The organism is Niallia sp. FSL W8-0951, from assembly GCF_038006525.1.
Classification (GTDB): Bacteria; Bacillota; Bacilli; order Bacillales; family Cytobacillaceae; genus Niallia; species Niallia circulans.
Window position 1 is genome coordinate 2,329,818 of sequence record NZ_JBBOVK010000001.1, and the last position, 18,307, is coordinate 2,348,124.

16 protein-coding genes are annotated in these 18,307 nt (G+C 35.2%); 3 read left to right on the plus strand and 13 right to left on the minus strand.

Annotated elements, in window-relative coordinates:
* Positions 1-95 precede the first annotated feature (95 nt).
* On the plus strand, positions 96-1,640 hold the full coding sequence (locus NSS71_RS11755) for an N-acetylmuramoyl-L-alanine amidase (RefSeq protein ID WP_095258104.1): 1,545 nt from the start codon (positions 96-98) through the stop codon (positions 1,638-1,640).
* Between the two features lie 140 nt (positions 1,641-1,780).
* Here NSS71_RS11755 and dtd read toward each other — a convergent pair whose 3' ends face one another.
* From dtd to NSS71_RS11790, 7 genes are all read right to left on the minus strand, one after another.
* On the minus strand, positions 1,781-2,221 hold the full coding sequence (gene dtd, locus NSS71_RS11760) for a D-aminoacyl-tRNA deacylase (protein ID WP_047944311.1): 441 nt from the start codon (positions 2,219-2,221) through the stop codon (positions 1,781-1,783).
* Positions 2,222-2,233: 12 nt separating this feature from the next.
* On the minus strand, positions 2,234-4,429 hold the full coding sequence (locus tag NSS71_RS11765) for a RelA/SpoT family protein (protein WP_047944309.1): 2,196 nt from the start codon (positions 4,427-4,429) through the stop codon (positions 2,234-2,236).
* Between the two features lie 298 nt (positions 4,430-4,727).
* Positions 4,728-5,240: an adenine phosphoribosyltransferase gene (locus tag NSS71_RS11770; protein WP_047944308.1), complete on the minus strand. Its 513-nt coding sequence runs from the start codon at positions 5,238-5,240 to the stop codon at positions 4,728-4,730.
* On the minus strand, positions 5,231-7,594 hold the full coding sequence (gene recJ, locus NSS71_RS11775) for a single-stranded-DNA-specific exonuclease RecJ (protein WP_341151716.1): 2,364 nt from the start codon (positions 7,592-7,594) through the stop codon (positions 5,231-5,233). Before recJ ends, NSS71_RS11770 begins: the two co-directional genes overlap by 10 nt.
* Positions 7,595-7,809: 215 nt before the next feature.
* A complete protein-coding gene (locus tag NSS71_RS11780; protein ID WP_047944306.1) occupies positions 7,810-8,109 on the minus strand; it encodes a LapA family protein in 300 nt (99 codons plus the stop codon).
* A gap of 130 nt (positions 8,110-8,239) precedes the next feature.
* Complete coding sequence (gene secDF, locus NSS71_RS11785) at positions 8,240-10,492, minus strand: protein translocase subunit SecDF (RefSeq protein ID WP_047944305.1); 2,253 nt, start codon at positions 10,490-10,492, stop codon at positions 8,240-8,242.
* A 360-nt stretch (positions 10,493-10,852) separates the two neighbouring features.
* The gene (locus tag NSS71_RS11790) at positions 10,853-11,158 is read right to left on the minus strand and encodes a post-transcriptional regulator (RefSeq protein WP_047944304.1); all 306 of its coding nucleotides are present in this window, start codon (positions 11,156-11,158) and stop codon (positions 10,853-10,855) included.
* A 260-nt stretch (positions 11,159-11,418) separates the two neighbouring features.
* On the opposite strand from NSS71_RS11790, the gene spoVB reads away from it, so the two are divergent.
* On the plus strand, positions 11,419-12,963 hold the full coding sequence (gene spoVB / locus NSS71_RS11795; RefSeq protein ID WP_341151717.1) for a stage V sporulation protein B: 1,545 nt from the start codon (positions 11,419-11,421) through the stop codon (positions 12,961-12,963).
* 84 nt (positions 12,964-13,047) lie between these two features.
* Here the strand turns inward: spoVB and NSS71_RS11800 are convergent, their stop codons facing one another.
* Complete coding sequence (locus NSS71_RS11800) at positions 13,048-13,689, minus strand: DUF421 domain-containing protein (protein ID WP_047944302.1); 642 nt, start codon at positions 13,687-13,689, stop codon at positions 13,048-13,050.
* A gap of 198 nt (positions 13,690-13,887) precedes the next feature.
* Here NSS71_RS11800 and NSS71_RS11805 point away from each other — a divergent pair, with 198 nt between their 5' ends.
* Positions 13,888-14,265, plus strand: coding sequence for a TIGR04086 family membrane protein (locus NSS71_RS11805; RefSeq protein WP_082138430.1), 378 nt, complete (start codon positions 13,888-13,890; stop codon positions 14,263-14,265).
* 67 nt (positions 14,266-14,332) lie between these two features.
* Here NSS71_RS11805 and yajC read toward each other — a convergent pair whose 3' ends face one another.
* From yajC to ruvB, 5 genes are all read right to left on the minus strand, one after another.
* Positions 14,333-14,635: a preprotein translocase subunit YajC gene (gene yajC, locus NSS71_RS11810; RefSeq protein WP_047944300.1), complete on the minus strand. Its 303-nt coding sequence runs from the start codon at positions 14,633-14,635 to the stop codon at positions 14,333-14,335.
* Between the two features lie 29 nt (positions 14,636-14,664).
* Positions 14,665-15,804: a tRNA guanosine(34) transglycosylase Tgt gene (gene tgt, locus NSS71_RS11815; protein WP_061800802.1), complete on the minus strand. Its 1,140-nt coding sequence runs from the start codon at positions 15,802-15,804 to the stop codon at positions 14,665-14,667.
* A 170-nt stretch (positions 15,805-15,974) separates the two neighbouring features.
* A complete protein-coding gene (queA, locus tag NSS71_RS11820) occupies positions 15,975-17,003 on the minus strand; it encodes a tRNA preQ1(34) S-adenosylmethionine ribosyltransferase-isomerase QueA (RefSeq protein WP_341151718.1) in 1,029 nt (342 codons plus the stop codon).
* 34 nt (positions 17,004-17,037) lie between these two features.
* On the minus strand, positions 17,038-17,244 hold the full coding sequence (locus NSS71_RS11825) for a DUF2905 domain-containing protein (protein ID WP_047944297.1): 207 nt from the start codon (positions 17,242-17,244) through the stop codon (positions 17,038-17,040).
* Between the two features lie 51 nt (positions 17,245-17,295).
* Complete coding sequence (gene ruvB / locus NSS71_RS11830) at positions 17,296-18,291, minus strand: Holliday junction branch migration DNA helicase RuvB (RefSeq protein WP_047944296.1); 996 nt, start codon at positions 18,289-18,291, stop codon at positions 17,296-17,298.
* Between the last annotated feature and the right edge of the window lie 16 nt (positions 18,292-18,307).

Consider the following 18,307-nt stretch of genomic DNA (forward strand, 5'->3'; position numbering starts at 1 on the left):
TAGCATAAAGGAATATACCTTCAAAAAGTAGAATCTTATTGTATGTGAAATTATACTAGTCAGCTTTAGACAATTACGGAAGGAGTGCAGCTTGTTTGAAGAATATAAGATGGATGCTATTACTTTTAGTCAGCATCTTCTTCATTCCTACACAGTATCAACTTGTATCAGCAGAAAATCAATCAACTGTTCAAGCTAATATGGTCATAAACGTTAGAGAAAATCCAGGGCTTGATCAAAATGTTATTGGGAAAATGGAGATAGGAAAAGCATATCCTTTAATAAAGGAAGAAAATGATTGGATTGAAATTCAATATACTCCCTCTTCTACTGGATGGGTAGCCGCCTATTTAGTAACAAAAAACGGACAAAGTACAAATGACGGCCCAATGGAAAAAGAAGAAGAAACAATTACTTCCCATTCAAACAAAGCCACGATTACAGAGAATGGTCTTCGCTTAAGAAAAGGACCAGGTACAAATTATCAAGTGATTACCACTTTAGGTGAAGGAATTGAAGTCACCATCCTTTCCACAAATAACGATTGGTATCAAATCAGTACAGATTTAGGGTCTGGATGGGTTCACAATGATTATCTCCTGTTTGAAGATTCTTCTATTCATACAGAAACAGGAGTACAAGAAAAGCCTAAACAGGAAATAGCTACTGTTACAGAAGATCAGATTAATCTTCGCAGTAATCCATCTACTAGTGCAGAAATCATCGGAAAAATCAGCATTGGCACTGTAATTACTATAATAGCAGAAGAATCTAATTGGGCAAAAATTCAATACTCTGGTAATATCGGCTGGGTTCATAAAGATCTTTTAAAGAGCAGCGATATAGAAAGCAGAAAAGGAAAAACAATCGATAAGAAAGTTAAACTTCTCTACGATAGAACAAATATTAGAAGCGATGCAACCGTCAATTCAAAAATCTTGCTTGTCGCAGATAGCGGCGAAACCTTTCAAGCAGTAGAAATAATTGATGATTGGTATAAAATTAAACTTGCAGACGGCGAATTTGGATATATTGCGGAATGGCTGGTTGAAGATTCAGCATCAAATGATCCCCAAATTACCAATACTACAGCTACAAATGATTTAAAGGGAAAAACAATCGTTTTGGATCCTGGGCACGGCGGAAAGGATAGTGGCACAATAGGCTTTGTCGGAACACTTGAAAAGACATTAAATCTTCGTACCGCTAAGTTACTTGCTAATAAACTAGAAGCCTCTGGAGCAAAGGTAATCCTAACTAGAAAAAACGATCTATTTATTCCGTTACAAACAAGGGTCGATATAAGCCATTTCTATCATGCAGATGCTTTTATCAGCCTCCATTATGACAGCATCAGTGATCGTTCCGTAAATGGTGTTACAAGCTATTACTACACATCAAATCAGAAAAAATTAGCTACCAGCATACATAAAAGTATCATTGAAGCAACAGATCGAAAGGATAGAGGCGTTAGACAAAATTCATATGTCGTCCTTAAGCAAAATAGACAACCTGCCTCTCTGTTAGAATTGGGATATCTAAGTAGTCCTGCTGAAGAACAAACGTTACTTTCTAACAAGTATCAAGAGACCATTACTACAGCTATCTATAATGGCTTAGAGAATTATTTTAGTTATTAAGCCTGTTAAATGAATGGTCATATAAGAAGCAAATAAAAGCCAAACAATCATCTGAGCTTTCGTGATTGTTTGGCTTTATTTCTATCCAGATTACTTATGGTCTAACCTTTTTTAATTGTATAGGAAGCATTCATTTAACATTATTTACTATCTAATATTAATGTTACCGGTCCATCGTTTATTAGCTGGACATCCATCATCGCACCAAAAATACCTGTTTCAACAGTTAGACCATGGCTGCGTAAAAGTTTATTGAATTGATCATATAACACCTTTGCCTGCTCTGGTTTAGCGGCATCCATAAAGTTAGGTCTTCTTCCTTTACGTGTATCTCCATATAGGGTAAACTGGGAAATCGATAAAACGGCTCCCTCCCTATCTAAAATACTTTGATTCATTTTCCCATTCTCGTCTTCAAAAACACGAAGATGGGCAATTTTATCTGCAAGGTATTTAGCCTCTTCCAATGTATCGCTATGTGTAATACCTACAAGAAGAACGAATCCTTTCTCAATAGCGCCAACTATCTCTCCGTCTACTTCTACTTTTGCTTCTCTTGATCTTTGTAATACTACACGCACATTTAAGACTCCTTAGTTCATTATTCTTCGTACAGAATAGACATCTGGAATTTGTTTGATTCGATCAACAACTTTTTGAAGATGATTGACATTTAGAATCATAATACTCATGTTAATCGTCGCAACTTTATTACGGTCAGACTTACCAGATACGGCCGATATATTTGTTTTCGATTCATTAACTGCCTGGAGAACCTCATTTAATAAACCTCTTCTGTCATAGCCGCTTATTTCAATTTCAACATTATATTCTTTGCGGTTATTTAAATTCGTTTCCCATTCAACAGGAATTAGTCGTGCCTTCGCATCATCTGTGTCAATATTTGTACAGTCTGCCCGATGAACGGAAACGCCTCTTCCTTTTGTAATAAAGCCAACTATGTCATCACCTGGAACAGGATTACAGCAGCGAGATAAACGGATTAATAGGTTATCAATTCCCGTTACTCGAACACCAGAAGCGCTCCTTTTATTATTGGAAAAAGACTTTAATTCCGCAACTGCATTTGAAATAGTTGAAATCTGTTCTGCATCTCTTTTCTTCCGCCATTTTTCTGTTAACCTATTGGCCACTTGGAGTGCTGTAATTCCATTGTAGCCTACAGCCGCATACATATCTTCTTCTGTCATAAAATTAAATTTTTCAATTACTGCCTTCACATTTTCGGGTGTAAGAATTTCTTTCAAATCAAATTCCATATTACGAATTTCTTTTTCAACTAATTCTTTCCCTTTTTCGACATTTTCTTCTCTACGTTGTTTTTTGAAAAATTGTCTAATTTTATTTTTTGCTTGGGATGTTTGAGCTATTTTTAACCAATCTTGACTTGGTCCATACGAATGTTTACTCGTATGAATTTCAACAATATCGCCTGTTTTTAACTTGTAATCAAGGGTGACCATCTTGCCATTCACTTTTGCTCCAATCGTTTTATTTCCAATTTCTGAATGGATACGATAAGCAAAATCAATTGGTACAGAGCCAGAAGGTAACTCAAACACGTCTCCCTTTGGTGTAAAAACAAAAACCATATCTGAAAATAAATCAATTTTCAGACTTTCCATAAACTCTTCGGCATTCACGAAATCATCTTGGAATTCTAATATTTCTCTAAACCATGTTAATTTTTCTTCCAATGAGGATCCTTCATTTACAGATTTTCCTTCTTTGTATGCCCAATGAGCTGCAATCCCGTATTCAGCAATTCGATGCATGTCTTGTGTACGAATTTGCACTTCTAAAGGATCGCCCTTAGGACCGATAACAGTTGTATGGAGAGACTGATACATATTAGCCTTTGGCATCGCAATATAGTCTTTAAAGCGCCCAGGCATTGGTTTCCATCTTGTGTGTATAATCCCTAGTATGGCATAGCAATCTTTAATACTGTTGACGACAATTCTTACTGCTAATAAGTCATATATTTCATTAAACTGTTTATTCTGTAAAACCATTTTGCGATATATGCTGTATATATGCTTTGGTCTTCCGGAAATATCTGCTTGAATTTTTACTTCTGCCGTTCCTTCACGAATTTCAGTAACTACTTCATCTAGGTATTGTTCTCTTTCTGCTCTTTTCTTTTTCATTAAATTTACGATACGATAATATTGCTGTGGATTCATATAGCGTAATGCAGTATCTTCTAGTTCCCATTTAATAGTAGAGATTCCTAGACGATGAGCAAGTGGGGCAAAAATCTCCAATGTTTCATTTGAAATACGACGCTGCTTTTCTGCAGGTAAATGCTTCAATGTTCTCATATTATGAAGTCTGTCTGCTAATTTAATTAGGATAACACGAATGTCCTGCGCCATCGCTACAAACATTTTACGATGATTTTCTGCTTGTTGTTCTTCATGTGATTTATATTTAATTTTACCGAGCTTCGTTACACCGTCAACGAGCATGGCCACTTCACTGTTAAATGCTTTACTTATATCTTGTAAAGTAATTTCCGTGTCTTCAACAACGTCATGGAGAAAACCTGCTGCTACTGTTGCTGGATCCATTTCTAAATCAGCCAAAATTCCTGCTACTTGGATTGGATGAATAATATATGGTTCCCCAGATTTTCTATATTGTTCACGATGAGCCTCTCTTGCATAGTCATAAGCTTTTTCAATAAAAGCTACGTGCTCTTCGTTTAAATATCCTCTAGTCTTATCGATGACTTGTTCGGCGGTTAATACTTGATCGTTCGCCATGTAATCACCTTTCATATTACAATTATATTATTAAAATTTAGCATATTTTAGACATTCTTTCTATCCTACTACTTTTATGCAAGATTACAAAAAAGAATAAAATTTATTTTAGAATGATTATTACTATTATCGAAAAAAAAAGGGAGATTGTAAAGGGATTGGAAGTAAATTTTATACGGAAAGAAAGAAAAATGTCGAATGAAGGCGATTTCTACCTATTCCTAGTAATTTTTTCTTTCTTTTCTTTTCGATTATGAAAAAGAGCGCTTAATCAGCGCCCTTTTTTCATGTATGTGGATTAATATTCCATTAAAGTTAAAATATCATATCCGTCTAAATTTTTACGTCCTTCAAGATAAGACAATTCAATTAAAAATGCAATACCAGCAACAATCCCGCCAAGTTCTTCGACTAATTTAATTGTCGCCTCAATTGTACCGCCTGTCGCTAATAAATCATCTGTGATTAAAACACGTTGACCTGGTTTAATCGCATCTTTATGGATTGTTAATACGTCTTTTCCATATTCCAATCCATATTCTACTTTAATCGTTTCTCTCGGTAATTTTCCTTCTTTACGAACTGGAGCAAAGCCAACTCCAAGCGAATAAGCAACAGGACAGCCAATGATAAAGCCTCTTGCTTCTGGTCCTACAACAAGATCAATTTCTTTTTCTTTTGCATACGTTACAATTTGATCTGTTGCATATCTATATGCATCACCATTATCCATTAATGTTGTTATATCCTTGAATCTGATCCCTTCTTTTGGCCAATCTTCAACGATCGTAACATATTGTTTTAAATCCATTCTTTTACTTCCTCCTCATTATTGACGGATTTCTTTAGAATAAGATCAAACCAATTTTTAAGTTGTTCATAAGATGAATAAATTAATTCATTTTCCAGCTCAAATTGCGCTTGTTTTTGTTGAAAAGAGATAGATTCTGTTAAATCTCTTTTTGGAACATTCTTATTCAGTGAAATAAATCCATCCTTCATTGTAACAAAATTTAATTCAAAAAACACCTTTGACATAAAATCTACCGTTTCTTTACTCCAGCCTTTTCTTCTAGCAAGCTCTCCACCGAATTTTTGGAGGTGAAAATTCCCCTGTTTTGCTAAAAAAGCATAGAACCATTTAAAGTGATCACGAGTTGGCATTGTACTAAAGAAGTCACTTTGTTGTTTATAAAAAACAGCATATATTCTTTCAGGGGCATTGTTAGTTAACAATGTTTTTAGCATATCCAAACTAGGGGGATAATCTGCCAGTACCATAGCATTATTCATTGATTCTAGGAATGCTGCTTGCTCTATTGATTCAATTACCTGATAAGAGACTTGTTCATCCATATCCTTAGGAACAGAATCTTGATGAAAAAAAATCCACTGGGCATTTTTAGGCACTACTTCGTATAATTGATTCACTTTTCTTAAACTTCGATAGTCAAACAGCTGCCAATGAGCAACCTCCATATCTTGAATAAAGATTTGCGGTTTTTTACGATTATTCCATTCGTTTATCGAAAGCTCCCCTAATACAGAAACTTTTGCACTTGGAGAGATATGATCACATAGGTCTCCAATTCCAAATCCTATTCCATCTAATTCAAAATCATTATCTTTTAATATAATCTTTAAATGGTTTTGATTGGAACCTATTTTCCGCATATTGTCGATTTCTAGATCACAGAAGGTTAATTTTGGCTTGGGATTGTCGACTCCAAATGGGGCGAGCATTTGCATTTCCTCTATTGATTTAATAGATATATCACTAATTGAAAAACTGCCATCCACCTTTGTTAATGGAATGAGATTTTCTTCTGTTAATTGTTCAAAAGCTAATCTATTTAAACTATCTCTAAGAACTTCTACATCTTCTATTTTTAAAGACATTCCTGCAGCCATTGGATGCCCACCAAAATGAGGTAGAATATCTCTACACGTCGATAGATTTTTATATAAATCAAATCCCTCAATACTGCGAGCAGATCCTTTTGCTATTCCCTTTTCCTTGTCATAACTTAATACAATCGTTGGTCGATAGTACTTTTCTACCAATCTAGAAGCAACTATCCCAACTACACCGGGGTTCCAGCCTTCTTTCCCTACAATTAGAACACGATTTTCATTTAATGGATAGAGCTCGTCCACTTGTTCCATCGCTTCCAATGTTATCTGATTTACAATCGCTTGTCTTTCCTTATTCGTTTCTTCCATTTCTAATGCTAGTTCTTTTGCAATCTCTGAATCATCCGTTAATAATAAGTCAACAGCCGGATCCGCATTTCCTAATCTGCCAATAGCATTAATTCGCGGAGCAAGCATAAACCCGATTGTTTCTTCATTAATCGTATTTTTGTCGATATTCATTTGACGATATAATGCATTTAAACCGATATTATCCGTTTCTTGCAGTGCCTTAATTCCTTTTTTCGCAAGAAGGCGATTTTCTCCTGTTAAAGAGACAAGATCAGCGATTGTTCCAATTGCCGCAAATGGCAATAAATGATGGGGAACTTTTCCGTAAAGAGCGTGAGATAACTTGAAAGAAACGCCTACCCCTGCTAAATCACGGAACGGATATCCGCTGCCTTCTATCTTCGGATGAATAATCGCAAGTGCCTCTGGCAATATTGGTCCAGGCTCATGGTGATCGGTAATGATTAAGTCTATTTCTAATTCCTTTGCCACTTCCGCTTCATGAACAGCAGCAATACCCGTATCGACTGTAATAATCAATTGAACACCAATGCTTTTAGCATAGCGAAAAGCCCTCTCATTAGGGCCATATCCTTCGGTAAATCGGTTTGGAATATAAAATTGTACATTGGCTCCAAGATCCTCTAATGTTTTCATCATAACGGTCGTGCTAGTTACTCCATCGGCATCATAATCTCCGAATATAAGAATTAATTCCTTGTTAGTAATTGCCTTTTGTATTCGATCTACGGCTATATCCATTCCTAAAAGCAGGAAAGGATCATGAAAATCATTATTATCATCAAATAAAAAGGCTTTTGCTTCCTCTGGTGTATGGTAACCTCTTTTCAATAAAAGTGAGGCAACAATTGGTGCTAGTTTTAACTCTTCTGCTAATAGTAAAATATTTTCTTTATTTGAAGTTTCTTCTTGTATCCATCTTTTTTTGGAACGTAACATTCAATCACCTCAATCTAACTATTATACAAGTTAAAAGAAGTCCTTTCAATGCAAGAAGAATGGAAAAACATGTGGTTGTTTTTATAATTACTTTTTAATATTAAAAAAATTGTTCAATTATCATTCCAAATAACTAAATAGACAAAAAAGATGTCTGAGAAGAAATTAATCGAAGTAAACACTTCCAACGAATTTCTCCTTGCAGACATCCCTTTTTATTTTAGATCTGTTAGAACCTTTTCCTTCTCTTTTTTATCATCCGATTTTTGTTCTAATGCCTTTTTTTCTTTTTCCAATGTTTTAATTTTACGCTGCAATGAATAAATACGAATAATTCCAGCAGAGCCAATGATTAATCCACCAAGAAGAACAGAAATTAATATAACTAAAATAAGCGGCCATTCCCCTTCTCCAAATAAGTAATTAACGGAAACCGGTTCGACATTAATAACTGCAAAGACCGCAACGATTAAAGCAAAAATAATTCCCCAAAGCATATTCCATTGAAATTTCATTTACTTCCCTCCCTTTGTATTTTTTGGTTCTATTATTTCCTATTTTCCATCTTTCCACTATCATAAACAAGGATTTTTTTAGCAAATATACAAAAACCCGCTCCTTTAGGAGACAGGCTTTTGTTTTGTCTTATACTTGTGGCTCGTCTGAAATTGGACGTTTTTCTTTATACGTAATTAAGACACCTTTTCTCTTTAATTCTCTCTTCTTCCAGACATACCAAAGCTGGGATGCAATAAAGATAGAAGAATAGGCACCGCCAATTAAACCAATTAGTAACGCTAAAGAGAAGTTTGTGATTGCACTGCTTCCAAATATTAATAAAGCCACTACACAAATCACAACCGTTATTACAGTGTTTATCGAACGTGCAAATGTCTGTCTAATACTTCTGTTGATAATATCTTTAATTTCTTGTGGTGTTTTGATTCGCTTCTTCTTCGCTAAATTTTCTCTTATACGATCAAAGGTAACAATCGTATCATTAATCGAGTAACCGACAATCGTCAACACAGCAGCGATAAAGGTAATATCTACTTCTAGTCGTGTGAGACTGAAAATCACGACAATAAAGAAAGCATCATGCAGTAATGCTAATACAGCTGCAAGACCCATATATACTTCAAAGCGAATTGCCACATAAATAATGATTCCGATGGAGGCAAAAATTATCGCTTTAAAGGCATTTTTAGCTAGTTCTTTCCCAACAGTTGGTGATACACTGCTGACGTTCGGATCATGCCCATACGTTTTATTAAACTCTGACTTTATCGTATTAATTTTAGCTCGACTTAAATCACCCTTAATACGAATAGCAGCAGTATCTTGCTTGTCACCTGAAATTACGATATCGTCTGCTTTTACATTCAGCTTATCTAAGTGATCTTCAATTTCAGCAGTTGTTAATGCTTTATCTGCCATAACTTCTATACGAGATCCACTTGCAAAATCAATTCCAAGATTAAGCTTGAATATAAACATAATCACAATTCCCGCCACAATTAAAACACTAGAAATTGTGAAAAATACATTTTTATATTTTACAAAATCAAGACGATCAAATTTGGTTGGCAATGTTAAAGTATCGTAATTTTCGCTAATATGTTTAATGTCTTTACGATTGACTCCAAACCACGTAATTTTTTTATCAAACAATTTACTTTTCACTAGTAAACCGAGTAATAATCTAGAACCATATACAGCAGTAATAAAACTTACTAATATACTAACAATTAAGAGTGTAGCAAACCCTTTTACTGAACTTGTCCCATAAATAAATAGAACAATCGAAGCTATAATGGTAGTTAAATTTGCATCAAAAATGGTTCCGATGGAGTTTTTATTACCTGCTTGAAAAGCAGCTCGCAGCGACTTTCCTACCCTCAGTTCATCCTTAATTCTTTCATAGGTAATGATATTAGCATCTACGGCCATTCCAACACCGAGAATAAGTGCCGCAATTCCTGGAAGTGTTAATACCCCTTTCATTAAATCAAGAACCAACAGATTTAAATAAACATAGATGGACAATGTAATGATAGCAACTAATCCAGGCAGACGGTAATAGAGAAGCATAAATAAAAATACTAGGCCTACACCAATGATACCCGCATATACTGTATCTTTTAACGCTTGATCTCCAAACTGTGCGCCAACACTTGTCGAATATTCTTCCGTCAATTTAACCGGCAATGCACCAGCATTTAATAATTCAGCTAATCTGGTCGCCTCATCTACTGTAAAATTACCAGTTATAGATACAGTATCCGAATTAATCACTTCACTTACCATCGGTGCAGATAAGAATTTTGGTTCTTCTTTCGCTGCTTCCGCATTATAAGAATCCCCTTCTTCAAAGTCTAACCAGATGACTAACGGACTACCTAAAACTGATTGTGTTATTTCTTTAAACTTATTTGCATCTTTTAGTTTTAAAGAAACACTAGGTTTTCCATACTGGTCAAATTCTTGACTTGCTCCTCCCTGCACTAAATCAGAGCCATCTAGTAATTTCTTATCTTGAATATCTCTGAATGTTAGGTTAGCTTCAGTTGAAAGCATTTCTCTTGCTTCATTTTGATCTGTTATACCAGCAAGCTGCACTCTTATTCGGTCTTTTCCCTCTATTTGAATAACAGGCTCGCTTACTCCTAAAACATTTATCCTTTTATCTAAAGCTTGAGCTGTGCTTTTTAAAGCGGCTTCATCAATTTTCGCTTTCCCCTTTTCCAGTGGTTCTACTTTATAAAGAACTTCAAATCCACCTTGAAGGTCTAATCCAAGCTTAATATTGTCCAAAATTTTATTTGTTGTTCCTCCCATTAATCCTGCCGCCAAGACAATGATTAACAAAAAAGCAACAATTCTACTGCGTTTAACCATTATGTATTAATCCTCCTCATGAAATACAAAGCAGAAACTTCCTCAACTAATACTAGCCATATTCATTGTTATTTATCAAAAATGATGTCCTCTTTTAATATGAACCTTGCAATCAGCTGTTATTCTATTTCTGCGGCTCACTTCTTTCCAGTAATTAAACTAACAATTTCTTCTATAACTTAGAATAAACTCATTATGGAACAGTTTATCATGACTGTCAATTTGTATAGAAAAATATACTAGTAAAGTTATTCTAATTGTCACATAAAGTTAACGACTTGTCTTTTATTACCACCATCTCCAAACCATCATCAACTATAAAAAAGAATAATGGAAGAATTTCTGATTAATAAAACTCCTTTACTTCAGTAATTCTTTTTTTTCTTCTTCTGATAAGACAGAGAATAGATCTGCCGTTTTATATGCCTCGATAGTGGCAAAGTTCATATAGTCTACTACCTTAACATTCAGTATATCCTGTACAAGCTCCGAAATTCTGATATCTTGAGCGGGCTTTCTCCATTTTTTATTCGTTAAAAATGCCCATAGCTCGTCTTCCTTAATAGTCTCATAGCCAAGTAAGTGAAACTCTTCTAACTTGCTGTTTAATACAGGTTTAACTTGTGAACGATATTGGTCATATATGTGTGTTGATGTTGACGACATTCCTATTCACTCCATTACAGTCATTTTATCTTACTTTTAAACATGGGAGCTATCTCCTTTTACTTCTATACCTCCATAATGCTAAGCAAACCATTTTACCTAGAAAAAAATATGATTCCTTTTTCATACTAACAATAAAATATCGTCTCTTCCTTACAACAAACTTACTTTTATAAAAAAACCTTGTCATGCTTTGTCCACTCTGTTGCATATAGATAATTGTATAGTATTATTCGCTATTTGAGAAGGCAGGTAATAGAATGTCTAAGTTTTTAAAAGGAACAATGATTTTACTTATAGCAGGATTTATTACTAGAGTTCTTGGATTTATAAATCGAATTGTTATCGCACGATTTATCGGAGATGATGGTGTTGGACTCTACATGATGGTTTACCCGACAATGATATTAGTTGTAACCATCACTCAGCTTGGACTGCCTGTAGCAATCTCTAAGAATGTAGCCGAAGCCGAAGCCGAAGGGAATTTACGAAAAGTAAAGAGCATCTTAATCGTTTCCTTAAGTACAACTTTAGGTCTAACAGTGATCTTTACTCCAGCTTTATTTCTTTTAGCACCCTATCTTTCTCAAACCCTATTTACAGATGAAAGAACTCTTTTACCACTTCTTGCGATTACGCCAATTATCCCAATAATCGCTGTTTCATCTGTTTTGAGAGGGTATTTTCAAGGCAGACAAAATATGAAGCCAGCTGCAATTTCTCAAGTGATTGAACAAATCGTTCGGATTGCGTTAATTGCGACTTTAACAAAAGCCTTTCTGCCTCTTGGAGTCGAATATGCTGCTGCAGGGGCAATGCTCGCTTCTGTTCTTGGAGAACTAGCGTCTTTATTCTATTTACTAGCATCATTTAAATGGAAAAAAAAATTTCATTTACGGAAAAAATTCTTCCACTATGTACATAATGGAAAAAATACTTTCCAAGAACTAATGACAATTGCTTTACCAACAACAGGAAGCCGAATGATTGGCAGCATCGCTTGGTTTATTGAACCCATTGTTGTAGCACATAGCTTATCATTAGCTGGTCTTACTGCTATCAATGCAACAAAACAATATGGAGTATTAACTGGTTTTGCACTCCCACTCTTAATGCTGCCATCCTTCTTTACTCAATCATTATCAACATCTCTTGTGCCTGCTATTAGTGAAGCAAAAGCTAATAATCAACTAAAGCTAATCGAACATTTATTACAGCAAGCACTTAAATTCACCTTTATGACAGGTGGACTTGCCATTGTAGTCCTATATGTGTTGGCTGAGCCTTTAATGACCGTTATGTACGGAAGCACGCGAGGCACTTCCTTTATTCAGCTAATGGCACCGTTCTTTATTCTTAATTATTACCAAGGTCCACTTCAGGCTACTTTGCAAGCCTTAAATTTTGCGAGAGCAGCAATGATTAACAGCTTTATCGGAGCAGCCGTTAAAACAGCATTAATTTTTATTCTTGCAAGTCGACCAGAGTTTGGAATTTTCGGAGTAGCTATTGCCTTAATTGTTGGGTTTGTTTTAGTAACGATCCTTCATTTTGCTACAATATTAAAAACAATTAGTTTCTCGATTATTGTGAAAGATTATATAAAAATGCTGCTTGTTATTTTGCTGACTGCTTATCTTGGCTCTCTTTTAGTCAAAACAATAACGTTCCCTTCCATTCTGATACAAATCATCAGTATTACTAGTATAATCTGTATCTTTTATATCATATTGCTTTTTCTTTTCCGTTTAATGAACAAAAAAGATTTAGCAAAAATCCCTTGGATTGGTCCATTTTTTTCTTAAAACTTTTTCAACTGTAGCAACCAATGAGAATTCCGCTTCTCACTGGTTGCTTTTTTACTGAAAGATTTCACTGTTGTTCTTTCTTTAATGATCAATCACATCAATATAAAATTCACCGTCTTGATAACTGCAAAAGGAGATGTTTTTTATATTAACATATCCTTTATCTTTTAATTGCTGTCTTAACCATAGATTAGTTTTTCCTATTCTCTCTAGGTTGCTCTCTTGAATAATTCCATCCATAATTAATGGAATAGTAATAGATGACTTATTTTCTTCTTTTTCAAATACAGAAAGTTTACCTGATGTTTCTAATATGGCAAACTCTACATCTGCAATATTGCGGATATTTTTTTCTCTAAGCTGAATTAATAAGTCATCATAATTATAGCGCTGGCTTCTCATTGCTTTTTCGTCAATCTTACCATTTTTGATAATTAATGTTGGTTCTCCCTCAATAAAATCACGCATTTTTTTGCTTTTTAAAGAAAAGAACGCTAGAAGCACTTGAATGGCTAGTAGGATAAACATTGGGAATAGCGTTGGTAAAATGGGATCCTTATAATCTTCTATAGCAACAACAGCAATTTCTGCGATCATAATGAATACAACAAGATCTAATATGCTTAATTCCCCTATTTCCCTTTTTCCCATCATTCGAAAAATAAGAACGATTAAAAAGTAGATCAAAATCGTTCTAAACAAAATGATCAAATACTGGTCCACATTATCTCCTCCGATCAAATATGTTCTCTTTTAATCTGCTCCATACGATAAAAATAATACAGAAAAGCAGCAGTATAAGGATGAGAGAAAAATGTGTTTTTAAATATTTTTTAATTCTATTTTCTTCCTTCCCGAATATGCTTGTACTAGAGAACTTTTATAGAAAACTTTAAATGTTTTGGAAAGGAGAGGTTTACAATCGAAGAGAGTAAACATGTTGGCAGTTCTGTTTTATACGGTCTAATTGCCATTTTCATTATGTTAATAGCAAGCAGTTTGTTCTTTTCCCTATTATTAAGATTTACATCTATTCAAGAATCATCCCTGCGATATATTATTACAGCCGTATCCTTTATAACTTTATTTGCAGGTGGTTTTATTTCCGGAGGGAAAGGTAAGGAAAGAGGTTGGTTTCTTGGGGGACTCACAGGGTTCATCTATTCCATCATCATTTTTTTATTTTCCTTTCTAGGCTCTGACCAACTATTTACGATAGAACAAACCATTTATCATGTATGTTATACCCTTATTTGTATGATGGGAGGTATTTTGGGGGTAAATCTTTCCAAAAAATAAATAACCAAAAATCCTTCGATAAAATACAAAAGTGCAATCTTATTTTTTAAGACTGCACTTTTTTTACTTATTGTTCTGTTTTTTCTAATGTTGGACTAGCTACTGCAGCAGAGGATTCTACTACTTCACGAATTGCATTACGATCAAATGTCAGGCGTGAGCCATCTTTTGATTTTAATACAACCGTTCCTTCATCAATTGCATCGATTGTAGCATGCATGCCGCCAATCGTGACAATCTTGTCCCCTTTTTTTAAGCTACTTTGCATATCACGCACAGCTCTTTGACGCTTTTGCTGTGGACGAATTAGCAAGAAATAGAATAGTACAAACATTAAAATAAACGGTAGTAAACCAGCTAAATTTCCCATCTATATTTCCCCTCCTTTCAAATTCTCTATTAAAAGTTTTTAGCGTTGGGTTTATTAAAACCATAACGTTCGAAAAACTCTTCTTTAAAATCTCCTAAACGGTCGTTTCTGATTGCGTCTCGGACATTCTCCATTAAGTTTAACAGAAAATATAGATTATGGTAAGATGTAAGCCTTATTCCGAATGTTTCGTCACATCGAATAAGGTGACGAATATATGCCCGGCTATAATTTTTACAAGTATAGCAATCACACTCAGGATCCAATGGTCCAAAATCTCTAGCATATTTAGCGTTTTTCACAACAAGACGGCCCTCACTTGTCATCACCGTACCATTTCTTGCTATTCTGGTTGGTAACACACAGTCAAACATATCAATCCCACGAATTGCACCATCGATTAATGAATCTGGTGAACCTACTCCCATTAAATAACGCGGTTTATTATCTGGCATTAATGGCGTTGTAAATTCAAGGACACGATTCATCACATCCTTAGGTTCCCCAACTGATAATCCACCGACTGCATAGCCAGGTAAATCTAAAGAAACTAAGTCTCTTGCACTTTGTTTGCGAAGCTCTTCGTATTCTCCACCTTGAATAATACCAAATAAACCTTGATCCTCTGGACGTTTATGTGCCTTTAGGCAGCGTTCTGCCCAACGAGAAGTTCGTTCCACTGATTTCTTCATATAATCGTATTCTGCTGGGTAGGGCGGACACTCGTCAAATGCCATCATAATATCTGACCCTAGGGCATTTTGTATTTCCATTGCTTTTTCTGGGGAAAGGAATAATTTATCCCCATTTAAGTGGTTGCGAAAATGTACGCCTTCTTCTTCGATTTTGCGGAAATCACTTAAACTAAAGACTTGAAATCCGCCCGAGTCCGTCAATATCGCTTTATCCCAATTCATGAATTTATGAAGCCCGCCTGCTTCTTTCACAATGTCATGACCTGGTCTTAACCATAAATGATAGGTATTACTTAAAATGATATTTGCTCCCATCGTTTTTAAATCTTCTGGTGCCATTGTTTTTACTGTTGCTAACGTTCCAACTGGCATAAAAGCCGGCGTTTCAAAAGATCCATGGGGCGTATGGACAATCCCCAATCTGGCGCCTGTTTGCTTACAAGTTTTTATGAATTCATAACGTATTGCTGTCAAATTTATTTTCTCCTTCATATAAAGTGAATCTTTCTCAGATTCATGATTAATTTTCCGTTTTTAATGAAAAAATATCTAGTAACTAAAAAACAGTAGAATCGACTATATTATTCTAAAGAATATTACTGCGAAACTCAAGCAATTGATAACCTATCATGATGATCGATTACTTATTGTATAAACATTGCATCGCCAAAACTAAAGAAGCGGTATCTTTCTTTGACTGCTGTTTCATACGCATGAAGAATGTTCTCTCTTCCTGCCAGTGCGCTTACTAGCATAATTAACGTCGATTTAGGCAAATGGAAATTCGTAATCATGCCATCAATTCCTTTAAATTCATATCCAGGGTAAATAAAGATACTTGTCCATCCACTACTTTCTACAAATTCACCATTATTGGCAGAGGCAATTGTTTCAAGCGTTCTAGTTGAGGTTGTACCTACAGAAATTATTCGTCCGCCTTGACCTCTTACACTATTTAATAAGGCAGCTGTTTCCTTATTAAGCTGATAAAACTCCGCATGCATTTCATGTTTATCTACATCCTCAACGTTTACTGGTCGGAAGGTGCCAAGACCAACATGCAGAGTAATAAAGGCAATATGTACACCCTTTTTCTTTAGTGCATCTAACAATTCTGTTGTAAAATGGAGCCCAGCTGTTGGAGCTGCCGCAGAACCCCTTTCCTTCGCGTAAACAGTTTGATAACGATCTTGGTCGTCTAGTTTTTCTTTAATATAGGGAGGCAGCGGCATCTCGCCAAGCTGATCCAAGATTTCGTAAAAAATGCCCTCATATTGAAAATCAAGAATACGCCCACCGTGTTCCAACTCTTTTACACAAACTGCTTTTAGTGTTCCATCTCCAAAGGAAATAACGGTACCTTCTTTGACTCTTTTGGCTGGCTTGACAAGTGTTTCCCACTTGTCATCTTTTTGCTGCTTCAGCAATAAAACTTCAATATGTGCTCCAGTATCTTCTTTTTCACCATGTAATCTAGCTGGCAATACCCTTGTATCATTTAATACAAAACAATCTCCAGGATTAATATACTCATATATATCTTTAAACTTGCGATGTTCTAAATCGCCAGTTTCTTTATTAACGATCATGAGTCTGCTGCTTGTACGATCCTCTAAAGGCGTCTGCGCAATTAATTCTTCTGGTAAATAAAAATCAAATAAATCTACTTTCATATCTGTCCACCTATTCTCTTTTATACAATCTTTTTTAGCGAAATTTCCCGATAAAATAAAAAACTAAAGATAAAATGATACTAATCACAATACAAGTTGTAATTGGAAAATAAAAAGTTGAATGCTCTTTTTTAATCAAAATGTCACCAGGAAGTTTTCCAATCGGCACAAACTGCATTACTAATCCAATAAGAAATACAATCACACCAATAGTCATTATATACTTAGGAATATCATTCATTATTTTCGTCCTTCATACCGCTTATTCTTTTCTATTATTTAAATGTTTCCATCAATCCAATTTTATATTTAAATGTTCATAAACAAGATGTGTGACGCTTCTCCCTCTAGGAGTGCGCTGCAAGAAACCAATCTGCAGTAAATATGGTTCATAGACATCTTCAATCGTATGTGCTTCTTCCCCAATTGTTGCAGCAATGGTTTCTAATCCTACTGGTCCACCTTTAAATTTATAAATCATTCCTAGTAATAATTTATGGTCAATATGATCTAACCCTAAACGGTCCACTTGCAAAAGTTCAAGGGAATGGTCTGCCAATTCTTTCGTAATCATTCCATCACCCTTTACTTGTGCAAAATCCCGCACTCTTCGTAAAAGGCGATTCGCAATTCGAGGTGTACCTCTTGATCGTCTAGCAATTTCCCATGCTGCAAGGTCCTCTATTCCAATTTGAAGTACATCTGCTGTTCGGGAAACAATATCTTTGAGTTGATCTACCTCATAATATTCCAATCTAGACAGAACCCCAAAACGATCTCTTAACGGTGCAGAAACGGAACCCGCTCTAGTAGTCGCACCAACAAGAGTGAATGGAGGTAAATCTAGGCGAACTGATCGAGCACTGGGACCTTTGCCTATTACAATGTCTAAACAGTAATCTTCCATGGCAGGATATAAGACCTCTTCTATAGCTCGCGGCAAACGATGTATTTCATCAATAAATAACACATCCCCAGGCTCTAAGGCAGTTAAAATTGCTGCTAAATCACCTGGCCTTTCGATTGCTGGACCAGCAGTTGTACGAATATTAACTCCCATTTCATTCGCAATAATCGTTGCAAGTGTTGTTTTCCCTAAACCAGGGGGACCATATAATAATACGTGATCAAGAGCCTCTTCTCTATATTTAGCCGCTTCGATAAACACTTTTAAATTTTCTTTTACTTTATCTTGCCCAATATATTCCTGTAATTGAATGGGTCGAAGACTTTTTTCAAATGATAAATCTTGTGTATCTGCTTCACTTGAAATAATTCGATCATCCATAACATTCACTCCTTTC

What these genes read in the sequence shown, in the direction of transcription:
- NSS71_RS11765 (WP_047944309.1), bottom strand. Translation starts at nt 4,429, where the DNA reads ATGGCGAACGATCAAGTATTAACCGCCGAACAAGTCATCGATAAGACT.
- NSS71_RS11770 (WP_047944308.1), bottom strand. Translation starts at nt 5,240, where the DNA reads ATGGATTTAAAACAATATGTTACGATCGTTGAAGATTGGCCAAAAGAA.
- recJ (WP_341151716.1), bottom strand. Translation starts at nt 7,594, where the DNA reads ATGTTACGTTCCAAAAAAAGATGGATACAAGAAGAAACTTCAAATAAA.
- NSS71_RS11780 (WP_047944306.1), bottom strand. Translation starts at nt 8,109, where the DNA reads ATGAAATTTCAATGGAATATGCTTTGGGGAATTATTTTTGCTTTAATC.
- secDF (WP_047944305.1), bottom strand. Translation starts at nt 10,492, where the DNA reads ATGGTTAAACGCAGTAGAATTGTTGCTTTTTTGTTAATCATTGTCTTG.
- NSS71_RS11790 (WP_047944304.1), bottom strand. Translation starts at nt 11,158, where the DNA reads ATGTCGTCAACATCAACACACATATATGACCAATATCGTTCACAAGTT.
- spoVB (WP_341151717.1), top strand. Translation starts at nt 11,419, where the DNA reads ATGTCTAAGTTTTTAAAAGGAACAATGATTTTACTTATAGCAGGATTT.
- yajC (WP_047944300.1), bottom strand. Translation starts at nt 14,635, where the DNA reads ATGGGAAATTTAGCTGGTTTACTACCGTTTATTTTAATGTTTGTACTA.
- queA (WP_341151718.1), bottom strand. Translation starts at nt 17,003, where the DNA reads ATGAAAGTAGATTTATTTGATTTTTATTTACCAGAAGAATTAATTGCG.
- NSS71_RS11825 (WP_047944297.1), bottom strand. Translation starts at nt 17,244, where the DNA reads ATGAATGATATTCCTAAGTATATAATGACTATTGGTGTGATTGTATTT.
- ruvB (WP_047944296.1), bottom strand. Translation starts at nt 18,291, where the DNA reads ATGGATGATCGAATTATTTCAAGTGAAGCAGATACACAAGATTTATCA.